Origin of the sequence: Desulfofustis glycolicus DSM 9705 (assembly GCF_900130015.1) — a bacterium.
Lineage (GTDB): Bacteria > Desulfobacterota > Desulfobulbia > Desulfobulbales > Desulfocapsaceae > Desulfofustis > Desulfofustis glycolicus.
Window position 1 is genome coordinate 25,426 of record NZ_FQXS01000033.1, and the last position, 21,424, is coordinate 46,849.

The window sequence follows — 21,424 nt, forward strand, 5'->3', positions numbered from 1 at the left end:
CACTTAGTTAACCGCCATGATTTCATTGGTGATAACCGCCCGGCCCGGCTGCAGGCCGTCGGCCGAAACCGCGGTCCGGGCACCGTCGGTAGCCAAGGGATGCACCGTCAGCGGTGCCGGCCGCCGGTCGGGACTGAGCGTCCAGACCGTCGCTCCCTGGCCCGGCAGCTTATCATTGTCGGCTGCCGTCATGCTTCGCGACGGGCGCCGCCGCGGGCCGGGAAGCAGGGAGGAAAGCAGGCCGCCGGATGTACCGGCCTGTCGAACCAAGCTGTCCGGCCGGTAACGCAGGGCCGAGTTGGGCACCAGCAGCGTATCCTCGATCTTCTCGACGACGATTTCCGCCGTGGCGGTCATCCCTGGTCGCAGCAGCAGGTCGGGATTGGCCACGTTCAACACCGCCTGATAGGTGACCACCCCGTCGGTCGTCACCGCTCCATAGCGGACCTGGGTAATGTCTGCAACAAACTGCTGCTGCGGATACGCATCAACGGTAAAGGTGGCCGCCTGCCCTTCCTTGACCCGGCCGACATCGGCTTCGTCCACATCCACCTGCAACTCCATCTGGCGCAGATCCTCGGCTAGGGTGTAAAGGATCGGGGCCTGCAGGGAGGCGGCAACGGTCTGACCGACCTCCACGTCACGGCTCAACACAAACCCATTAATCGGGGCATAGATGATCGTTTTTTCCAGGTCGTTTTCATTGGCCTGCAAGCCTGCCTCGGCCATCTCGATGGCAGCCGCGGCGGCGTCAACCGAAGCGATCGCCCGCTCCAGATCGGCTTCCGCCTGATCGATGAGTTCCTGTGACGGTGACTTGCCGCCCGTCAATTCGTGGGTACGACGATAGCGGGTCAGGGTTTTGTCTGCCGCGTTTCGGGTAGCTTGCGTCTGCCGATGATTGGCCCGAGCGCTGGCCACCTCGGCACGAGATTTGTGAACCGCCGCCTGATAGCGGACGTCATCGAGGTAGACCAAGGGTTGGTTGCGTTTGACGCTATCATTGAAATCAGCGGTCATCGAGGTGATGATGCCGGAAAGTTCGCTGCCAACTTCTACCTGATTGGTCGCCGCGAGGTTGCCGGTGGCGGTGACCGTGATCACCAGATCCCCCTGCTCGACCGGCTGCGTCTGATAGCCGACGGCATCACCGTCCCGGCGTTGATACCAGACCAGCACAATGGCCCCGGCCACCAGCACTATTACCACTATCACCAGCCAGCGGACGAGCCTTCGTCTGCCGCCGTGTGAAGAAAGATGCGCCAGTGTCTCGTTGACTGAATCCTCCGAATGGTTAGTCATGTCTGTTTCCTGAAAGGGTTGTTGATCGGGATTGATACGCCAACTCATCAAACGTCTGCCAGCCGCCGCCAAGGGCCTGATAAAGACGGATCAGTTCGGCCGACGCGGCCGCCACACTCTGCACCGATTGATCCTCAAGCGACAGCAATGAGCGCCGGGCATCGACAACTTCGCTGAAATCACTGAGCCCGCCAGTGTAGCGCTGCTCGGCCAGTTCAGATACCGATCGGGCGGCAACCAGCGCCTGTCCGAGCCACTGTTGTCGTTGCTCTTCTTTGGCATAAGCGATCAGTGCGTTTTCCACTTCCTCCAGCGCGGCCAGGACCGCACTCTCGTAACGCAACAAGGCCTGGCGTTGCACTTCGTCCTGGATCAGTACCGTATCGTGCAGGGTGCCGGCATCGAACATCGACCAGCTGATCGCCGGGCCGATCGACCAGGACCGGGCTGGTGAAGCGAGTAAATCCCCGAGAGACAGGGACTCCAAACCGATGGAGCCGCCCAACGAAAAACGCGGATAACGCGCCGCTTCAGCCACACCGACCCGGGCGGTTTCGGCGGCCAGTTCCCGCTCGGCCCGGCGGATATCCGGACGCTGCCGCACCACCTCGGCCGGCACGCCGACCGCAATCAAAGCTGCCGCCCGGGGTACCGGCTGCGCCGTGCCGAGTTCCCGGTGCAGGGCGCCGACCTGCTCTCCGAGAAGCACCGCCAGCCGGTTGAGCACCGACTCCACTCCGGACTCCAGCACGGGAATCGCCGCGTGCGCCGTGGCCAGGCTGGCACGGGCCTGGGCCAGCGCCAGTTCATCCTCACGACCGGCACGGCTGGCGGCCTCGATCAGCTCAAAGCTCTGCTGCCGGGCCACCAGATCGGCCCGCGCCACCGCCAACCGGGACTGGCTGGAACGCAGATCGATGTACGACAGACCGACCTCGGCCAACAAGACCGCAATCACATCATGCAGCTCCTCGATACTTGCCTGGTAGTCGGCATCAGCGGCTTCGATCCGTCTCCGAATTCCACCGAAGACATCGATCTCCCAGCCGGCGTTAAGACCTGCAGAATAGCTCTCGGTCCCGGTGCTCCTGCCATCCGCCGTTCGATTTTCGCTCTTTTTGGCCGATCCAGCGGCGTCAATCGCCGGCAACTGCGACGCCCCTGCCTGATGACGCTGCAAACGAGTCACCTCAACCCGGGAAAGAGTCTCTTCAACATCGAGGTTGGCAACAATCGCCCGAACCATTAGATCGGATAGCACGGCATCGTCAAAGACCTGCCACCAGCGCTCAAGTCGCACCGAATCGGCCGAAGCAACAGCTGGTTCGGCGTTACGCCACTGCTCCGGGACAGCTGGACGGGGTGGTGAATAGTCCGGCCCGACGGCGGCACAGCCGGCCATCGCCACCACCGCCACCACCACCACCAGCACGGCAAATGACTGGGCCTGAGCCGATCCACTGCCGTTTCGTGCATTCTGCCCCTCTCTCATGCCAACCTCCTGTTCCTGCCCCAATGAGCATCTCTGCTGCTCAGACCGCCACAACGCTTCTGATCTGTCAGAGACCATGCTACCGCACGAGTATGGAGAAATTATGGAGGAACCATGTGATTTTCAGGGAGAACCGACAAGACAATTGCAATTGTCGCGACAATACGATTCAACAAAGGAAAACAATCATAACCTGCAATCGGCACATGGCAGGACCAGCTTCTCTCTTGAGTCATCGACCATGATACGCTTGACCATCGCCCACAAATTGTTCGGGGCCTTCCTGCTCATTCTCGCTCTTGTCGCCGCGGCGATGGGCTTTTCCCGGTACCTTTTTTCGATGAATTTCCATCATTATATCAATCAGATGGAAATTGAGCGCCTGCACGCCCTGGTTCCGGTTCTCCAGCAGGAATTCCGCACCGCCCAGGGATGGGAACGGCTCAAGGCAGACAGCGGACGCTGGTCGGAACTGCTCAACGATATCGCCGAGATCAAGCAAAACACTCCGCCTCCGGAGGAGACCGGCGAACGAGAACGGAAGATCTCACGCATCCTGCTCAGCGATCAACAACAACCGATCATCGGCTCAGCGGAGCAGGAGGATCAGCCGCGGCTGGTATCGATCGACGTGGACGGCAGCACGGTCGGCTGGCTGGGCCTGAAAAAACGCCGGCCCTTTCGCGGCGGCCCGCCCGCGGCCTTGCTGGAACGCCAGGCCAAACACCTGTCGCTGCTGGGCGGGGTGGTGCTTATCTTGACCGCCCTCGTTGCCTTTCTCTTTTCCCGTCACCTGATCAAGCCAATCCGCACCCTGACCAAAGGGACACGTGAGCTGGCGGAACGCAACTTCTCGGTGCGCATCGAGCCAACCACCCGTGACGAACTCGGCCAACTGGCGGAAAATTTTAACGAGATGGCCCGCACCCTGGGACACTATGAGACCATGCGCCACCAATGGCTGACCGACATCTCCCATGAACTGCGTACTCCGTTGACCGTGCTGCGCGGCGAAATCGAAGCGATCCAGGACGGCATCCGTACGCCATCTCCGGACAACCTCGCTTCCCTCCATGGAGAAATCATCAGACTCGGCAAACTGGTCGAAGACCTGCACCAGCTGTCCCTGGCCGAATCGGACACCCTGGTCGTCGATCGACGCCGGTTGGCCCCGGTCACCATTCTCTCCGCAGCACTGGACAGCTACCGGAATCTGCTCCGCCAGCAAGGCATCGAAATCGGTGCGGAACTGGCGGATTTTGAGACGGTCACCCTTAAAGGCGACGGCGCCCGCCTCAGCCAGGTCTTCACCAATATCCTCGACAATGTCTGTAAATATGTTCAGGCTCCGGGACACCTCACGATAACCGGCCGCTCCGCCGGCGGCGTTCTCGAATTGCGCTTCGCCGACTCCGGCCCAGGCGTCCCACCCGACGCCCTGCCACAGCTCTTCGACAGGCTATTTCGCGTGGAAGGTTCACGCAACCGCAGCAGCGGCGGCAGCGGCCTCGGCTTGGCGATCTGCAGACACATCATTGAGCAGCACGGCGGCACGATCCGGGCTGAACCGAGTGAGTTGGGCGGACTGGCAATTGTTATCGCACTGCCACTCGCATCTCGAAACCTCAGCAAGCAGGACCAACCATGACTGCAGGACAGATCCTGATTATCGAAGACGAAGTCAAGCTCGCCGAGCTCCTGAGAGACTACCTGAAGCAGGACGGTTTCACCGTCTCCTGCCTGCATAGCGGTGAGTTGGCCGTAGACACGGTACGCCGGGCGACGCCGGATCTGATCCTGCTGGATCTGATGCTGCCGGTGGTCGACGGACTGGCCATCTGCCGTGAAATACGCCGCTTTTCAAACGTGCCCATCATCATGATCACCGCCAGGGTGGAAGAGATCGACCGGCTGATCGGCCTGGAAATCGGTGCCGACGACTATGTCTGCAAGCCGTTCAGTCCGCGTGAGGTGGTGGCCCGGGCCAAGGCGGTGCTGCGCCGGACCCGTACTCCGGCCCAATCACAGCGCCTGATCGCCGGCGAGATCACCCTCGACGAGGCGACCCGGCAGGTAACCGTCGCCGGCAGAGCTCTCACCCTGACCCCGAGCGAATTCGGCCTGCTCAATGTGCTGCTCAGCGCGCCGGGCCGGGTCTTTTCCCGCAACGAGTTCCTCGACCGGGTGCAGGGCTATCGTTTCGACGGTTACGACCGCACCATCGACAGCCATGTCAAAAACCTGCGTCGCAAAATCGGTGAGTGTCTCCCCGATCAGGACGTGATCGTTACCGTCTACGGCATCGGTTACAAGCTGATCGGTTGACACCTGACTCCGGCGGTGGTAAAAGAGGCCGACACACGCCTACACACGTGCCCGTAGCTCAGCTGGATAGAGCACCAGGCTTCGAACCTGGGAGTCGGGGGTTCGAATCCCTCCGGGCACGCCATTGCCAAATACACTAAAAAGCCCGTACATGAAGGACTGCAAATAGAAAAGCCCTCTTTCGAGAATTGACTTCGAGAGAGGGCTTTCGCTCGTTAGGGGAAACGGGAACTACACTTTGGGCACACTTTGAATGTTTGATTTCTAAAGTGTGAAAAGGAATCTGATTACCTAGAAAACCTAATCTCAAACCAAAAATTTGTTAATATTAATGATAAAATCAGCACTACGTATAATCTTCCATTAAGTCTAGAGTTAATAATAAATTAAAATTTCTTAAGGATAAGACGATAACAAATTCCTTCATCGATTAAAGGGAAATCTCCAATCTGTATATTCTAAGCCTTTTGCACCGCTGATTGCCTTTTCTTGATATCCTCTTCTATATTTTTGTATATTATTTTTTTCATCATTCCCGTGCATGAATTCTGTAATATCAAAATTGATACGAACTGACCTTCCTAGCCAGTTTTCAATAGTAATTTGATCAAAATATCTAGGTATGGCTGACTTATTGTCTGTGTGAATTGTTTTCAAAGTACCATCATCGTTTCGACGGGTTATAACTTTTGGGTACTGTGGGTGTGTTTTTTCTATCAGTATTTGCTCTATAGGTTGGTATCGGGGATAGTAGGTGTTGAGCCAGAAATATTCCGAGAAAACACCGGCTTTACCAGAGCGGGCTCCAATGATCTGTATGGACTGTTCCAAGGTCGTCCCGTCATTACCATAGAGGAGGATTTCATTACCATAATGGACATATCGCAATAATTCAGGGCGAGGTCGATCTAAACCTGGAATGATGTCGTAGGCTTGAAATCCAAATAGAGACAACACAGCAAGTAGGACCCCAAAAACGCCAATTGCACCCATATATATACTTAGTTTTGTCGGTACACTCCATGCTAACCATCTTTTTTTACTTAATGAATTTTTAATAAAGAACTTCTTAGTTAAGGTTACAATGATCTCTATGATTGCAAGTAATGTAAGGATAACTAAAATCGGACCAAAAAGAGTAGGTACTATAGCGTGCAATCCAGGGCTACGGGAATAGATCAGAGTTGAGAATGCTACACAGTAGCCAAGACCGAAACGGAGTACGATTTGACTACCGAAGCGAACCCTCAAGAATAATGTGATAAATATGCCAAAAACATGGCCCCAAAACTCATATTCCCAGACACCACCAAATACGGACGGAAATAATACAGACTGTTGGTAGAATGCTGGATAATGATGATTAGGAATAAGACTACCGCAGAGAGCGCCTAAGGTTGTCCCGGCTAAAAGAAGATTAATGCATATCGTTGTACGAGTCATTGCAGTTGACCAGGATAAATGAGTCACATGTTTCGAATAAATATAATATCATAACTGAAATGCTGAGATTAGTTTTAATGCTTGTATAATTATCGATGCGCGTGTGTTCTGCCAGTCCTGATTTTACTTCTACGTCAATTATAACAGTCTGTGTTCGTTCCTAATCGCAATTAAGACACTTGCAAACTAGCGGCTCATCGAGATCTTCAATGATGAGTTTATAAAATCGCCCATCAAAGAGAACAATGACATCTGGATTATACTCGTACTCATAAAGAAGGATATAATCTATTACCTCATAGTAGTGTCCGGATCGAGTCTTGAACACATGTCCCTTACGTATAGAGCCACTGATCTTACCAGCGATGCTCGTTTCCTCATACAAGTTCCATTGGGCTTCAGCCGGGGTCACAAGGAGCAAGCCAGCTGCACAGACGAAGAGAGCTTTTAACAGTTTACCCCACAACACGTTGCCTAGCATGTCGTTAGCTCCAATGTGACTGATGGTATACTTATCGGTTCGACGATCATAACCGTGTCTGTGCGAAGTTCCTGGTTACTACCCATATTATTGACCGGCTAATTATTGACTCATCTTTTTGCTCAGAAAATTAAATTTTTTATGTCGAATATTCACAACATGTATAATGAAGAAGACTGGAATTCTATTAATTTTTAACCAAAGAATAACGATTACGCCCAAAATCTTTTTTCATATGACAAGTTAGTCATCACACTAAATATTTCTTCAAAATCCGTATTAGATTCGTGTATCTCGCAATATCTTGCCCCATATTTAAAATCTTTTCTCAAAATATCCAAAATTAGGCCATAATCTTCTTTCTGAATACAACTATTGAAACCACGAATTTTTCTATTAAACAATATTGTATATAATATTTCTGAGACAACTGTTGATTTTGCTAACAGAGAACTCTTTACTTCGGAAATCGTATCCTCTGAATGATTTTTCAATTTCTTTTTAATCTCTTCCGTATGAAATTCTAACAATGAAAGATTCGATAAATATTCATGTAATTCACAAATATACTTACAAATTTCACCATGCTCTTTTTGTTTTCTCTTAACAACTTCTGGCCAAATAATTAAACCGTGCATGAAAATAATTGCCAGAGGCAGAACTATTATCCACGCTAAATGAACAGATATCATATTATCACCTACCAATGGTTGCTATTTATTTATAACATATGTACCAGACAATATATCATGCAAACCTTGCTTATTTTGTGTAAAGGCAACCATAATATAACCAATTAGCAGAATTGCATAGGAGATGATTTTCCCTAAAAATCTCCCAGTAGCACCTCCAAATGAAATCTTGTTACCATTTTTATCTACAACAATTATTCCTAAAGCCATTTTTCCTAATGTCGCTTGATGTTTTGAACTTTCCATATAGGAAAAATATATCCAAGGTAATAGTAGTATTATTCCCCAAGATACAATCAAATCAATTATAGATATAAAATTCTTCACCGTAATATTGTCTATATGATATTTAATTATTGACACTAAAAAGGTAAGGACAAAGAAGCAAATCCACAACATTACAATAATGATAATACTATCAACCATAAGCGCAAAATATCTTTTCCAAAAGCCAGCATATTGCATAGACAATTCACTTGACATTTTCTTCTCTCTTTATATTATATTTCACTTCAGTCTTAACAATTCATCTACTATTAAAATACCATTTTCGCTACAATATGCTTTTACTTCATCATTGGTGACAGTTTGACAAGTAAATAGTGCTTCACTTTCCCATTGACAATTTCTCGCTTCATCCATTGATGTTATCTCGTTCCATACATCTTTGAGGTTTATCAGACACTCTTCTATCGAACCATATCGACCATAGATACCTCCAATGTTGACTCTTGAATTATCCACATGTGCCCATAGATTTGCAGGAAAGAACATCACAATCAAGGCAAATATTATGATTTTAATTTTATTTTCCATTTGTAATTTCAAGTCAACAACATGAAAGCTCATCTAACAGTGCAGAAGCCCATCGTCGATTTTGAACATCAATTGTTTTAATTTTCAGTATTGTCCTGAGAACTGTTTTTGCTTGTCCATTATTACCCAAATCTATTAGTGCCTGTGCTTTTATCATTAGCGCTTCGACACATGCCGGGTCTTTGCTGAGGACTTCATCAATGATCTGTTTAACCCGCACCATTTCCTTCTGCCGAAGATAATGTTTTGCTTTGTCAAGATCAGCGGTGAAGGGCCTTCCTGAACCTGACTTACCACCAACGCCGAATAAGACATTACCAAGAGTATTACCAAGGAGGGAGACAATGAAGAATACGATGATTGCTATAATGACGGACGCTATGGCACCAAGTGGTAGGTAATCTGAAAATCCGGTAAAGACAAATATAGGACCACAGATAAATAAGGTGGTAATGAACCAAACCCGAATGAAAAGGGTTATATTGTATTCATCTGTCACAGAGCGCCCCCAGGCAGAATCTACTGATCCCGATCATTAAACCATAACTGACCATATGAGCGCAATTATTGATTCTACTATAGATTGCTAGGAAACGTTCTCACCTTCAGAGGAAATCATTTCCTTTGTGTTTTGGTATAGACCGTATAAAGGAAAATGGATTTTGGTTCGCAGGGGTTGGTAATATGCAAGATGAGGGAAATTTTACCGACGGCATCTCGTAAATAGTATCCGAGTATCTAGGTTCCGTACGTTGCTTTTCCCGGACTTTTCAATGCCTGGCGCCGTATAATATTTTAAATCAATGAGACTTCGGACCAGATATCTCTCGCGCGCATACGTATATACATAGCCGGATCTTCTGATATGGATGTGCTGTTAAGGGGGAACTGGGACGGCACGGGAGGAAAAGAGGGGAGACTTACATCCCTGGTATTTTACCTTCCCTAATCATTTTCCCGATGGCTCTTGAGTTTGCTTTTTCCTGCAGTGCCACGTAGGTAGAGACAGAATTAATCAGCTTCGACACTTGGCTAGGCGTAATCTGTCCGTTGGCCGCAGCACTCAGTAATTCGCTAATGAATCTTGGCACGTCATCCAGTCCCTCGATAGGCGCAAGGTTTAGCCGGGGCATCGGTTCCCTGGCGTCTGATACAATCTTGTTCAATAACACCTTGCCAGCGTTCGTTGATCCGTCATCTGCAAGACGCTCGTAAAGGGTGTCGATGATCGATGGTGCTAGCTCGCGCAGTTTGTCCTGCATCTCGCGTTCGAAGTTGTCCTCAGGGAAAAGATCTTTCAAGTCTGCCATTTTAATACCTCCGATTCTCATGTTTTCCCATTTCGATCATTTGCCGCAGCGTTCGCGGCTGTAGGAATGGTGCCACTCGCCTCGCATTGCCGACATAACCACCACCTGTCAGCAAGTAGATGAATGCCTCCTCGGCAATTTCTCCAATCACTGGATAGCGGTCGGTGATCCGAATTACCCGGTGAACCAACTCTTGAACCTGCACGGTATTAAATTTCTCACCGGCCCGATCCGCTTCCCTGATTTCATCGAGCAACGCGTTGAACCTCTCGTTATCGCTGCCAAGGAAGCCGAAATCGATGGCCAGCTTATTATCACTCGTTTGCTCCATCGCACACCTCACTCTGTCGCCGCCTTCCACTGTGAACCGCTGTGAACACCTGTGGACGCTCGTGGAAGCGGCGGGGTTCACACCGCACTGCCCTGGAGCCCGCTAAGGACGGGCAGTCCGGAAGCTGTGAACGCTGTGAACCCTGTGAACAGCCTCCGGGCCTACTCTTTCCGCGTCCGTCTCTTACCGCACTCCCCCACCCGTTCCCGCTTCCCATTTTCACTCTCTTTTTTAAGGGGAGGTGTTCACAGGGTTCACGCCTCGTCCGACGCGGGCTCCAGAGGTTCACAGCAGCGTTCACAAGTGTTCACACACGTTCACACGTGTCCTCAGTATCCAATGGTTTCCTTGTCATAGAGCATCTCATAGTACCTCCTTACAATGTCTGATTTGTTCCCCGCCGCTGCTAATTCGGGCGAGATCCACCCGGCAGGTATACTTTTGAATTCGATCTCACCCTTTTCATTTGGTATCCGTGCTTTGAAGGACTTCATGTTGACTTTCATCCAACCGGCATAGCGCATCGCGGATTCAATTTCATGCGGCAAAATCCCTGGAATTTCCTCTCCTATGCGATAATTGGATATGTGGTCGAATTGCTTTAAACGTTCAATACTCTCAATGAGATCCTCTGCACGTGGGGTCAAATAGTAAAATTCCTTGTTATGGTCATACTGCATCTTCTTTAACTTAGGGGTATCAAGCCAGTGTTTCTCCCCTTGATAATAGGCATGCAGCGCTTGCGCCCAGATTTGCTCTCGATTGTCGCGGATATAGTCAAGGTCGAACGTCTCACCTATTTCCACTTTGCGGCAAGGAATGACGAAGAAGCGGGTGCTGCCTGTCGGATCTTTCAGGAAGCCGAGACTGCCGGGGTTAATCGTGCCGATAAGGACTGCCGAAATCCGGACGTTAACGTGATACCGGCCATAAGGTAGCCGGACTCGGGGACTGGTACTGCTGATGATATTCTTCAAGGCATCAACGTTATCCTTCTTATTACCAACCATCTCTGCCAGTTCCCCGAAGACAATGCCTAAGAGAGAGGCCCAGAAATCAGCGGGCTTTTGGCTGAGTTGGCTGACGCTGACCGAATCAGTGAAGATTCTGCATCCGGCAGGCGGAACCGGCAGCAGATTATAGACGAGGGATGACTTACCGCTGTCCTGTGCCCCGGCCAGGACGAGCATCTGTTTGATCAACGGTGGCGATTCGATACCTTCCTTGTAGAAGGCGCGAACAATACTGGCTATGAGCGTTTTCTTGAGGTAAACGGGATAAATTGGAGCCGGTACCCCGGAAATGTCCTTGGCAATAATCTCGAACCGGTCAACTCCGTCCCACGTGGGCAAAGCATCAAGCCAGTCATTCCACCAATTGGTTATTTTTTCATGGGCAACAAGGCGAGTTGCCGTATCAATCTTGTCCCTGGAAATGTCCTGACCAAAAGTCTCGGCAAAACATTTCTGGAAGTTGGCTGAGATGGCGTCGTCCAGGAGTTGTCCATCGACCGTTATACTGCCGAAGTGTTCATCGAACTGGATTGTATAATTCCGTCTAAGAAACCCAATCGCTTTCGTGAGAACAGTCTCTTTCCCCGGCTTCGATACCTTCGCTGAACAGGTTGCCTTGAACTGGCAATCTCCGCAGCCGGTAAACCCTTCATATTGCTTTTCCTCGATTTGCTCCCGCTTCTTCTCATAATCATAGGGCTTCTCGAACGGCTTCTTTAGACAGCGCGGAGCCAAATCGACGAATCTATCCAACTGTCCCTGCTGGTGGAGATAAACAGCTAGGTTATGGATTCCAATGTCTCGGCAACCGACATCAAAGCCACTGATCAGCCCATGTTGTATGCATGGTGGGGCATCAACGATCTCAACCCGATTGTCTTCAGCACAGGCGATGTAACCTTCAACATCAAGTTCGCCTTGGCTACTGTGGGCGATCTGACCATTGGCGAACGGTGCTATGGTACTGTTACCGTGCCCCTTCCCCAGTTGATTCTGTTTCGGGAAGACCTCGGTCGTCTCCGGAAGCCCGAGCAGCGGCAAACATGACTTCAAATACCGCCTGACGACAGCGGCGGCGGTTGGCTTTTTCAAAAACAAGCTGAGCCGAAACCCACCGGACTTGGAAACGCTGAGAATGAACGGCAAACCAAGCTGTTCTAGCTTACCAATCAACTTTGCATGACCGGGAAGCGGCTTACCGTCGCGATGATTAACACCATCGAAATCGTCAATGTCGATCTCTCCCCGAATCACTTCTAACTCAGAGACAAACATTGTCAGACCGACAGCAATTTTCCCCTGGAGATGTTCTTCAAGGTCAGAGGGTGTCAGGGCTCTTTTCTCGGTATAAATTGAGTTAGGATCACTTGGCTGATTTGACCGGATATGAAAATTGGGGGGAGAGGGGTTCAGCAGGTTAAGGAGCCGCGCTGCTGTAGAATTTTCCAGCGGGATTGGGGCATGCTGATTCGATACGTTGTACATGATGCACCTCGACATAAAGGGGGAAAATCCCTGAATATTGTTGAAGTGCAACCTGTGCTCTTCGCGCTGGGGTTGACAGTATCACCCTGCGCCCCGCCTTGCCGCAACCGTTGGAACCCGGCCATTTCTGACCGGGTTCCTTTCCCCTACTGCCCAGGTACCAGTTGCAACTCGATCATCTCCGGGATTTCAGAGATGATTACAGGCGTTAGCCTGCGCGGTCTACAACTCCGAAAGCGAGTTGGCCTCCTCGGCTTTCCTCTTCATTGGAACACACCGAGAAGGCATCTTCAATCCTCTGAACTAAAACATGACACCGATATTGATATACATTTTACCAATGCCGGTGGGGTCTGTTATTCTCGTCCAGAGAGATAGGTATCCTTTCCTACGGAACATGCACCCTACATACTTTTGCAGCACAGCGCAGGTAGGGACATAAATCTGCATATTGGCAGATTGTCGACCCGTCCTTAGGGTTCCAAGGGTTAATTGGCTCTTTTGCGTTAGGAACGATTCCTTTCATAGCTCAACTCCTTATTACTCGATGTCTTCTTTTCACATTTCTCACATTGATCGATGCTGACAATTTCTTCATCAAAAAGAGTTGGGTCATCATGGAGGACCAATTGAAAATCATAAATATCCTCTGAACCACAACGTTCACATAGGGACAATATTCTTGTATAAGGCATAACTCTCCTCCAAATTTAAATTCAATACCTTTCGAGCTAATTACAATTTTATAAAGGTCGCTAAAGGAGGTCCTCGGGGCGAGAATGAATTATGTAAACAAGAATTTTCGGACGAAGCGGTATCTTCTGAGAGACATAAAAAAACGAAAAATATTGCGTCAGGCAGGGATAGTAAATAGAAAGGAAAAGGATGTCGAACAGTACTTTTCAAAATGCGCTCCAGTAAGGTGATTATTCCCTACGTTGTTGAAGCGCATCATTCTGCTCTTCGCGCTGACGTTAGCATTGGCCGTCTGCGCCCCGTTTGCAGCAACTAAAGAACCTCAGGGGAACTACATGAGATTCCACCGCAATGCCACGGTGTATGCGCTGCAAAACCACCCTTGGAAAAGGTGAGACCAGAAATCACTCTGGCCGGTATACAACCACGACTAAAGGTTACACGAAAGCTGAAAGCATTTCAAGTACATTTATGAATAATATCAGCGGTGTAAACGTTGTTTAGAGGAGGGGGTACTATTATTTAAGCTAATCATTAAACGTAACTGCTTGAAATTGCTGGAGGATTTCAAGCAGAGTAATTTGCAAGTTAGGCAGCTAGGCAAAATTTTCTAGATTCATAGCAGTTGAGGCAAAAAGTGATTTGCTCCAACCTCCGATATCTTCTGTGAATCTCTCTTCTCTTCCTTTCCGAGAGCGCAGTAAGACTAAGTGCTTAGTATTTTTCCTTTTTTATTTTTCTTCCAGAACTATTGCCCAAATGCGAAAAGCCTCGTGCCTCTCCTAATGCAGAGGAAGGTCCTTCCCTTGCTCGTCGCTTTACGCTCGCTCTGGCCCCGCTATATCTGGCCGTATCAGATCGTAAAGCTCAGGGAGAGCCTCAGGAGACATTAGTCCCGCGCATACGTATATACCCAGGCAAGATATGACCCTCAGGACAACAACCTAGTAGTCACCCCTCGGAAAAGCACTCCTATCCTCAACTCTTAAGAAACGCCGCCTCTCCGGGTGCATCGGGGGTGTAGTAAATTGGTTTCTAGGCTGGGTTAAAGCTGAATACATCTTTGGCTTGACTGCATCCGGGAGTATACCGCTTTCCGTTGTTGGTTATGGTGTTGAAATACAGGAAGAAGATCAAGTCACAGATTTTCTTAAGTGATTGAGCTTGCCACTGAATCTATAATGATTGTATAAAGGAGATATCCAGTTTTCGGATACCACACGAAATACACATGTCATCCGGTTAGAACTGGCTGACACTTGTGAGAAACAATGTCAGATTATCTTTACCCGGAATGATATCAGGAAACTGGATAATAACTTGTTATATTTCAAAAGACACAAACCAAAGTGGTAAAATTGAGTTCTTAATTTAGGTTACTTTTTCCAGAAAATACAAAAAGGGAAACTATGAGTACTGTCACTGATGTAATTGAATCTTCGGTAGGATTGGAACATGCTGGAGATGAAAAAATTTTTGATTACATAACAAAAAATGAAATCCAAAATACACCTGAAAACCGGGAAGCTAAGGTAGTTATTGAGGAGCGATTACATAAAGAATATGGCTACGATATTGACCAGATGCTACCTGAATTTAGAGTACAAAAAGGCAGCACATTAATAGGGCCAGCAGATGTTGTCATATTTAATGACTCTAAAGATAAAACCCAAGATAATATATTTGCCATTGTTGAATGTAAAAGGAAAGATAGAAGCGACGGTATTGAGCAACTAAAAACATATCTTGCTGGTGCTGAATCAGCTCAGTATGGAATATGGTTTAATGGCGACGATATTGTATATATACGGCGCCTAAAAAAGGCCCCCCATTGGAAGTTAACCTACAATATACCTCGTAAAGGTGAACCATTAGGTTTGCCGAGAAAAGACTCATTAAAACCCGCAACAGAACTAGTAAAAGTATTTGAATCATGCCACAACCATATATATGTAAATGATGGCCACCTGAAAGATCAGGTATTTAATGAAATGTTAAAAATACTTTTCATTAAATTGATGGATGAAAAAGATTATACAAATCAGGTTTGCAAGTTCGGTATTACTGAAAAGGAATTTGATGAAATTCAAGAAGGTAAAGTAAACGAATTCAAGGAAAGAATAGAAAAACTACTATTTTTAGCAAAATCTCAGCATAAAGATATTTTCTCGAAAGATGAAACTATTAACCTAAAACTCTCAACACTTGCGTTTGTTGTGGGACAGCTCCAAAACTATGATTTATCTCATTCATCAAGGGATATTAAAGGGCTTGCATTTCAAAAATTTGTATACGCTCACCAACGCGGAGATAGAGGGGAATTCTTTACACCCGACCCAATCATTGATCTTGCTGTAAAAATTATTTCGCCAAATATGAATCAGGTCGTTATGGACCCAGCATGTGGTACTGGCGGTTTCTTGGTTGCATCTATGAAGCATGTAGAGAAAAACCTAAGAGAAGTAGTTAAAAACCCTGTTGATTATGAGAAGGCTAAAACGAATTTTGCGCTTAAAAATTTGATTGGAATAGACTTTAACCCAGCACTCGTTCGAGTCTCTAAAATGCGTATGATTCTCGAAGAAGATGGTCATACAGGTATATTTCACTCAAATTCTTTGGTGGATATGGAGATAATAAAATCATCTGCAAAAACTGCTAGTTCACCTAGCGTAGATTTTGACTCAGTGCAGATAGTCTTAACAAACCCACCTTTTGGGAAAAAAGGTAAAGTCACAGAAAAGCAGATTTTAAAAACATTTGACTTAGGACACAAATGGATAAAAAAGAATGGGAAATATGAAAAATCAGACAAAGTACTAGATAGCCAAGTCCCAGATATATTATTTATTGAGCGCTGTTTAGACTTTTTAGCGGAAGAGGGTCGTTTAGGCATCGTATTGCCAGATGCTATTTTATCTGGCCCATCTCTTCAGTATGTCAGAGAGTATATATTAAGCAAATCTAAACTAATTGCTGTTGTTTCTCTTCCATATTCAACATTTATACCTCACGGCGCTAATGTAAAAGCATCTATACTCTTCCTCCAGAAACTTAACAGCAAAAAGATAAAAGACTTAAATTTAAAAGATTACCAGGTGTTTATGGCGGACATAGAAGACATAGGCTATGAAGGAAACAAAAACGGTACAATTACATATTTGATGGACGACTATGGCGAATATATAAGAGATGATAATGGCAAAAAAATAGTCAGAGAGGATGTAACACAGGTAATTGAAGGGTGGAATAACTACTGCACCAAAAACACTGCATGGGAGAATTGAGGTGTTTACTTCAATCAAAGCATCAACTCTTACTCAAAGATTTGATGTTCGATATCACTTATCGGACAAAAATACAGATAACGACTCATGGACATTAGGGGAATTAAAGGACCTGATTGTCAGAGATCCAAACTGTTATGGATTCAAATATGCCAGAATAGGGTTACCAATAATAAGAATTAGCGATATGAGACAACCTTTTATTGATTTTTCAAGAACTGTCTTGATATCTGAAAATGTTCATCAAAAATTCCATAAAACCCACCTTAAACCTTACGACATACTTATTTCTGTAAGGGGAATGAGTACAGGAAAAGTGTCTATATTCTTAGGTGAGTTCGATAGGGTCAACATCAGTCCAAACATAATTATTGTGCGTCTAAAAGATGCCGAACTGTCACCCTATGTGGCAATGGTTCTAATATCTCATGTTGGACAAAACCAAATAAAACGTTTTTTTAGTGGTGGCGGGAAACCCAGCTTAACAGCGCCAATGGTTAATGCTATTAAAATCCCCAAGCCATCGGAAGACAAACTCAAACAAATCAATCTACTATTTAAAGAGGCAAAAGAAAGACGAACTGAAGGGAAAAACCTCCTTAGGGAAATCAGTCAAATTTTTGAACGTGAGTTTACCGGTCTTAATATTGATAAAAGTATATGTTCTGTAAGAAATGTGAGTGACCTTTGTGACCGTTGGGATTCACACTACCATAATGATGGTTTTGTAAATTTAAGAGGATATTTAAAGAAATATAAAGGTGAGAAGAAATTAATTAGTCATTATGGAATTGAGATAGATGAACCGGCAAAGAACTTTGATAAAAAAGAAAAAGTACAATACATAGAGATTGGCAGCATTAACAATTTAACCGGCATCATTGACTCAACAACGATTAATTATCCAGAACTATTGCCGAAATCTGCAAAAGTTGAAGTGTCTGACGGTGATATTCTTATTTCTAAAGTAAGACCATATCTAAATTCAAATGCAATTGTTGTAAAAAGTTCAACAACTTTTCGGACTGTTGCTTCAAAAAATGCTTTTACAATATTTAATACTGAGAAACATCATTTTAGATATTATCTGGTAGCATTTTTAAGAAACAAATTTGGATTAAGTCAAATAGAAATGTATCAATCAGGTACATCATATCCTACAGTGTCAGACGATGACGTAAATAAAATATTTATTCTAGAGATAGAAGAAACGAGTATGGAGCAAATTAATGAGCTATACAAAAAATACGTAGAAATTAAAATAATAGAAGAGTTTACAACTAATACAATACTGGAAATGTTGCAGGATGATGAAGAAATATAACAAGGCGCTGCACATTGACCGCAAGGGGCGCAGGGTTGTTGCCCTCTTGCGTATTTCGGTGTTTACGGTGCTACTTGAAAGCGCTGAGTCCCCTTGCGGCAAGTGAGCTTGAGCGTTAATATTACCCTCTTGAAGGTCTTAATATTCTACCAACGATTCAAGTCTAGACTATTCCTGTTAAGATTTGTTTTTTCTAAAGGTGTCAGATCAAATTAAATTTTGCCATCCGGAAGCGTCAGATCGGATCACAATTTCTAGATATTATCCGAATATTTCCGCCTTCCGCTTTTTAAACTCTTCGCGTGAGATAGTTCCTGTATCCCGAAGAGATTTCAATTTTTCCCATTCCTCTTTCCTTTCTTGCCTTTCTATCTCTGCCCATTCCTCTGGCGTAGCACCGGAAGACTGAGCCTCAAGTATATCTTCATCACTGTAGCCTCCATTTTTCATATCGTATAGAAATTCCCAATCGCCCATCTTTATCTCCTCCGATCAATCCTATAAGTATTTATATACAAGTAGTTAATACTGCATTTTCCGATATTATACAGAGATAAAAAACGTTAGGCAACGCATTAGAGAACTCAACGCCTTTAACGTGCGTTAATCAAGGTTTACGATCTGAATAAGAACAGACAAGCCAGTGATGACGCTTTAGACGCTTCCCGCCTGTCTTTGATTCCATTCTAGTTTCGGAAATTCAATAATTCCATTCCAGATTTTGGATATACGTGCTCCGTGGTTCTTCAATATCTGGCGTTACCGATTCATCTCAACACGCAAAACGGCCAGAAGAACCCTTCCTGCGCATACCCGTATATATCCTAGCAATTTATGAGCCCTAAACCAAAGGCCCGGTTTTTCTCTGATATCATGCTTCCCTTCCCCACCCTAAAGTTCTGCCCTTCTCTTACGGCCAATCTACCTGTCGATAAGCACCTGGAATTAAATAAGAAAATTGACAAATAATTATTTTATGTGTTCAAATTTTCCTATAATTATCGGGTAATTACGCCCATCATAACCTCAATTATAGGAGAACAGCATGGCTATCAGGATCGAAGACGTAGCAACTCTGGCTAAAGACATCGCACCGACTGACATCGTTCCATGGACCGCTGAGCAGTTATCGCAGCTGCCGAAGGGGGCAAAATTCCCTGGCTATTCTGGTCGCTGGAGCAAGAACGTGATCGAGAAATGCCTTGAGGAACGATACGCGAAGACGAATAACCCCGGCAGCGTCAAGATGAGTTGCTGCAATCTGCTTCGGGCAGCAATCAAACGATGCGAGGTGCAAGATGGCAGTGACGATCAGGCGTAAGCGCAAGAATGGACCATGGTTCGTATTCGTAACCCACCAAGGAAAACGGAAGAGCTACTCGGCAGGAAGCAAAGAAGCAGCGATCAAGCTGCAGAAAGTGCTCCAAGGCGAACTGGCTCTCGGCAAGGCGGGATTCATGAATACCAAGACTATTGCCGCCCCAATATTCAGGGACGTTCGAACCAAATGGCTTACGACCGTGGTGCCGTCAAAATGCAAACCGGCCACCCTGAGACTTTACCAGTCACTCGATCGTACCTACCTCGAATCCATTCCTTGGCGCGATAAGGCCGTTGACCAGATCACCACCGGGGAAGTGAAAGAGTACCTGTTCGACTTGCTCAAGGAAAGATCGGCTTCAACTTGCAGCCATGTCCGCGATGCGATCTCCGGCATTTTCGAGTTATGTAAAGATCACAAATATATCGAAGTGAATCCGGCCCGAGGCATTCGATTACGCAAGCCACCCAATCCGGTGCCGGAACCTTATAATCAGCGCGAGATCGAACGATTTTTGAGAACTGCAGAAGGAACCAAGTTTTACGCTCTATGGGCACTGCTCGTGTTCACCGGCTGTCGTTTATCGGAAGCCTTTGCAGCGAAGCACACCGACTTCGACTTGGAACGACGGGTCTGGCATCTGCAGCGCAGTCTCTCTGCTGGTCAGATATCAACGCCGAAGTCAGGAAAAGCCAGGACGGTTGATTTGAGCAACCGGCTGGTCGATATTCTTGCTGCAGTCCAGAAGCAAGAGAGCTGTGACTGGATGTTTCCAAACGAGAAAGGAAACCTGCTGCAGAAATCGAACGTGTACCATCGGCACTGGAAGCAACTGCTCAAGGCGGCGAAACTACGCCATACGCGGATACATGACCTCCGGCATAGCTGGGCAAGCCGGATGATTGCAGCTGGTGCAAACCTGTATTATTGTCAGCGGCAGCTTGGCCATTCATCAATTCAGATACTGATCGATCGCTATACCCATTTGCTGCCGGATCACCGAAATGACAGCAAACCGGTCGACCTGATCGACAACACTTTGGAAACACCTCAGCTCTCGGTCATTCGCTCTGAAAGCCAACGGCCACGGGCTCTTGTGGGTTAAGCGATCGGCTTCGAACCTGGGAGTCGGGGGTTCGAATCCCTCCGGGCACGCCAGTCCTTCTATGCTCTACTTTCCGGTCCAACAGGAATTGTAAATTGGAAAACCCTCTTCCGCGCATTGACGCCGGGAGAGGGCTTCTACCGTTAGGGGAAACTGGAGCAACACCTCGGACGCACCCTGCATGGAGTGTGTAGAGGTTGCTACCTAGAACTATTTTAGCTCCTGGGATGCCGGGAAAAAATCTACGAGGTGACCAGGAAACAACACACCTAATCTTCCGGTTTTCTTATTTAAAACAAGGTCATATGTTTCAATAAAAATTTCGACCTGAGCCTTAACATCTTTATCAAGGCGCCCTAAAATATACTCGATAAAATCTTCAACTGTATTGAGGTAGGTGTCTCACTCTCATTGACACAGAGGGCATACTCATTTACCCAGATAAAACATGACTCACAGATCTGTACCCTAGTAGTCACCCCTCGCAAAGCTGTTCCCCTTAACCACTCTAAAGAACCATCACCTCTCCGGGTGCACCAAGGGTGCAGCAAGCTGTTGTCCGGGGTAGGTTAAAGCTGAATACATCTTTGGTTTGACTGCATCCGGGAGTATACCGCTTTCCGTTGTTAGTTTTGTTACGTATACTCAGGAATAAGATTAATCAGAGGTGTATAGTGGACCCCAGTTTTAAGACAGTAGTTTAAGCTAGACGCAATCCCGAGGAACAGGAAAAGATGAGTGAAGGAAAGAAGAGAAAGTTCCATACTCCCGAGTTCAAGGCCAAGGTAGCTCTGGAGGCATTGCGAGGGATAAAAACGCTCAACGAGATAGGGCAAGAATTTGGGGTCCACCCTATTACGGTTGGGCATTGGAAGAAGGAACTTCAAGAGCAGGCAAAAACGCTCTTTGAAGGAAAGCGAGGTCCTACACCGATCGCGGCACATCGAGAACCTGAACTGTTGTACAGCGAGATTGGCAAGCTGAAGGTGGAGCTCGACTGG

At 47.0% G+C, this 21,424-nt stretch carries 18 protein-coding genes and 1 tRNA gene; 8 read left to right on the plus strand and 11 right to left on the minus strand.

Annotated elements, in window-relative coordinates; all coding sequences use genetic code 11:
* Nucleotides 1-3: 3 nt before the first annotated feature.
* Together BUC26_RS19310 and BUC26_RS19315 are read right to left on the minus strand one after the other, a co-directional pair.
* The gene (locus tag BUC26_RS19310; protein WP_073378767.1) at nucleotides 4-1,302 is read right to left on the minus strand and encodes an efflux RND transporter periplasmic adaptor subunit; all 1,299 of its coding nucleotides are present in this window, start codon (nucleotides 1,300-1,302) and stop codon (nucleotides 4-6) included.
* Nucleotides 1,295-2,794, minus strand: a complete 1,500-nt coding sequence (locus BUC26_RS19315; RefSeq protein ID WP_073378769.1) for an efflux transporter outer membrane subunit — start codon at nucleotides 2,792-2,794, stop codon at nucleotides 1,295-1,297. Before BUC26_RS19315 ends, BUC26_RS19310 begins: the two co-directional genes overlap by 8 nt.
* Before the next feature lie 103 nt (nucleotides 2,795-2,897).
* Here BUC26_RS19315 and BUC26_RS23120 point away from each other — a divergent pair, with 103 nt between their 5' ends.
* The 3 genes from BUC26_RS23120 (at nucleotide 2,898) to BUC26_RS19330 (ending at nucleotide 5,243) form a co-directional block, all read left to right on the plus strand.
* Nucleotides 2,898-4,442, plus strand: coding sequence for an ATP-binding protein (locus BUC26_RS23120; protein WP_161949889.1), 1,545 nt, complete (start codon nucleotides 2,898-2,900; stop codon nucleotides 4,440-4,442).
* Complete coding sequence (locus BUC26_RS19325; RefSeq protein ID WP_073378770.1) at nucleotides 4,439-5,119, plus strand: response regulator; 681 nt, start codon at nucleotides 4,439-4,441, stop codon at nucleotides 5,117-5,119. The genes BUC26_RS23120 and BUC26_RS19325 overlap by 4 nt, the downstream gene beginning before the upstream one ends.
* 47 nt (nucleotides 5,120-5,166) lie before the next feature.
* Nucleotides 5,167-5,243 (plus strand) — tRNA-Arg (locus BUC26_RS19330).
* 299 nt (nucleotides 5,244-5,542) lie between these two features.
* Here the strand turns inward: BUC26_RS19330 and BUC26_RS23125 are convergent.
* The 8 genes from BUC26_RS23125 to BUC26_RS19365 form a co-directional block, all read right to left on the minus strand.
* Nucleotides 5,543-6,562 carry a hypothetical protein gene (locus BUC26_RS23125; protein ID WP_143166083.1) on the minus strand — a complete coding sequence of 340 codons (1,020 nt, stop codon included), beginning with the start codon at nucleotides 6,560-6,562 and terminating at the stop codon, nucleotides 5,543-5,545.
* Nucleotides 6,563-7,255: 693 nt separating this feature from the next.
* The gene (locus tag BUC26_RS23130) at nucleotides 7,256-7,735 is read right to left on the minus strand and encodes a hypothetical protein (RefSeq protein WP_143166084.1); all 480 of its coding nucleotides are present in this window, start codon (nucleotides 7,733-7,735) and stop codon (nucleotides 7,256-7,258) included.
* A 21-nt stretch (nucleotides 7,736-7,756) separates the two neighbouring features.
* Nucleotides 7,757-8,218, minus strand: a complete 462-nt coding sequence (locus BUC26_RS19345) for an RDD family protein (RefSeq protein ID WP_084540782.1) — start codon at nucleotides 8,216-8,218, stop codon at nucleotides 7,757-7,759.
* A 24-nt stretch (nucleotides 8,219-8,242) separates the two neighbouring features.
* Nucleotides 8,243-8,551 (minus strand): hypothetical protein, encoded by a 309-nt coding sequence (locus tag BUC26_RS23135; protein ID WP_143166085.1) that lies wholly within the window; start codon nucleotides 8,549-8,551, stop codon nucleotides 8,243-8,245.
* Nucleotides 8,552-8,564: 13 nt separating this feature from the next.
* Nucleotides 8,565-9,050, minus strand: coding sequence for a tetratricopeptide repeat protein (locus tag BUC26_RS19350; protein ID WP_073378784.1), 486 nt, complete (start codon nucleotides 9,048-9,050; stop codon nucleotides 8,565-8,567).
* Nucleotides 9,051-9,471: 421 nt separating this feature from the next.
* A complete protein-coding gene (locus tag BUC26_RS19355) occupies nucleotides 9,472-9,861 on the minus strand; it encodes a hypothetical protein (RefSeq protein WP_073378786.1) in 390 nt (129 codons plus the stop codon).
* A gap of 1 nt (nucleotide 9,862) precedes the next feature.
* Complete coding sequence (locus BUC26_RS19360) at nucleotides 9,863-10,192, minus strand: hypothetical protein (RefSeq protein ID WP_073378794.1); 330 nt, start codon at nucleotides 10,190-10,192, stop codon at nucleotides 9,863-9,865.
* A gap of 329 nt (nucleotides 10,193-10,521) precedes the next feature.
* Complete coding sequence (locus BUC26_RS19365; protein ID WP_073378796.1) at nucleotides 10,522-12,690, minus strand: VapE domain-containing protein; 2,169 nt, start codon at nucleotides 12,688-12,690, stop codon at nucleotides 10,522-10,524.
* 2,105 nt (nucleotides 12,691-14,795) lie between these two features.
* Here BUC26_RS19365 and BUC26_RS19370 point away from each other — a divergent pair.
* Nucleotides 14,796-16,673: a type I restriction-modification system subunit M gene (locus tag BUC26_RS19370; protein ID WP_073378798.1), complete on the plus strand. Its 1,878-nt coding sequence runs from the start codon at nucleotides 14,796-14,798 to the stop codon at nucleotides 16,671-16,673.
* 1 nt (nucleotide 16,674) lies between these two features.
* A complete protein-coding gene (locus BUC26_RS19375) occupies nucleotides 16,675-17,997 on the plus strand; it encodes a restriction endonuclease subunit S domain-containing protein (RefSeq protein WP_073378800.1) in 1,323 nt (440 codons plus the stop codon).
* Nucleotides 17,998-18,258: 261 nt separating this feature from the next.
* Here BUC26_RS19375 and BUC26_RS19380 read toward each other — a convergent pair whose 3' ends face one another.
* Entirely contained in the window at nucleotides 18,259-18,474 is a 216-nt protein-coding gene (locus BUC26_RS19380) for an SHOCT domain-containing protein (RefSeq protein ID WP_073378802.1), read from the minus strand.
* Nucleotides 18,475-19,042: 568 nt separating this feature from the next.
* Here BUC26_RS19380 and BUC26_RS19385 point away from each other — a divergent pair.
* The 3 genes from BUC26_RS19385 to BUC26_RS19395 form a co-directional block, all read left to right on the plus strand.
* Entirely contained in the window at nucleotides 19,043-19,318 is a 276-nt protein-coding gene (locus BUC26_RS19385) for a hypothetical protein (RefSeq protein ID WP_073378803.1), read from the plus strand.
* The gene (locus BUC26_RS19390) at nucleotides 19,296-20,423 is read left to right on the plus strand and encodes a tyrosine-type recombinase/integrase (RefSeq protein WP_073378804.1); all 1,128 of its coding nucleotides are present in this window, start codon (nucleotides 19,296-19,298) and stop codon (nucleotides 20,421-20,423) included. The genes BUC26_RS19385 and BUC26_RS19390 overlap by 23 nt, the downstream gene beginning before the upstream one ends.
* 734 nt (nucleotides 20,424-21,157) lie before the next feature.
* On the plus strand, nucleotides 21,158-21,424 hold a 267-nt coding region (locus BUC26_RS19395), incomplete at its 3' end, for an IS3 family transposase (protein ID WP_073375807.1).

Coding starts and splice junctions, on each gene's coding strand:
- BUC26_RS19360 (WP_073378794.1), bottom strand. CDS start 10,192: ATGGAGCAAACGAGTGATAATAAGCTGGCCATCGATTTCGGCTTCCTT.
- BUC26_RS19385 (WP_073378803.1), top strand. CDS start 19,043: ATGGCTATCAGGATCGAAGACGTAGCAACTCTGGCTAAAGACATCGCA.
- BUC26_RS19345 (WP_084540782.1), bottom strand. CDS start 8,218: ATGTCAAGTGAATTGTCTATGCAATATGCTGGCTTTTGGAAAAGATAT.
- BUC26_RS19355 (WP_073378786.1), bottom strand. CDS start 9,861: ATGGCAGACTTGAAAGATCTTTTCCCTGAGGACAACTTCGAACGCGAG.
- BUC26_RS19365 (WP_073378796.1), bottom strand. CDS start 12,690: ATGTACAACGTATCGAATCAGCATGCCCCAATCCCGCTGGAAAATTCT.
- BUC26_RS19315 (WP_073378769.1), bottom strand. CDS start 2,794: ATGAGAGAGGGGCAGAATGCACGAAACGGCAGTGGATCGGCTCAGGCC.
- BUC26_RS19390 (WP_073378804.1), top strand. CDS start 19,296: ATGGCAGTGACGATCAGGCGTAAGCGCAAGAATGGACCATGGTTCGTA.
- BUC26_RS23120 (WP_161949889.1), top strand. CDS start 2,898: ATGGAGGAACCATGTGATTTTCAGGGAGAACCGACAAGACAATTGCAA.
- BUC26_RS23130 (WP_143166084.1), bottom strand. CDS start 7,735: ATGATATCTGTTCATTTAGCGTGGATAATAGTTCTGCCTCTGGCAATT.
- BUC26_RS19310 (WP_073378767.1), bottom strand. CDS start 1,302: ATGACTAACCATTCGGAGGATTCAGTCAACGAGACACTGGCGCATCTT.
- BUC26_RS19325 (WP_073378770.1), top strand. CDS start 4,439: ATGACTGCAGGACAGATCCTGATTATCGAAGACGAAGTCAAGCTCGCC.
- BUC26_RS19370 (WP_073378798.1), top strand. CDS start 14,796: ATGAGTACTGTCACTGATGTAATTGAATCTTCGGTAGGATTGGAACAT.
- BUC26_RS19380 (WP_073378802.1), bottom strand. CDS start 18,474: ATGGGCGATTGGGAATTTCTATACGATATGAAAAATGGAGGCTACAGT.
- BUC26_RS23135 (WP_143166085.1), bottom strand. CDS start 8,551: ATGGAAAATAAAATTAAAATCATAATATTTGCCTTGATTGTGATGTTC.
- BUC26_RS23125 (WP_143166083.1), bottom strand. CDS start 6,562: ATGACTCGTACAACGATATGCATTAATCTTCTTTTAGCCGGGACAACC.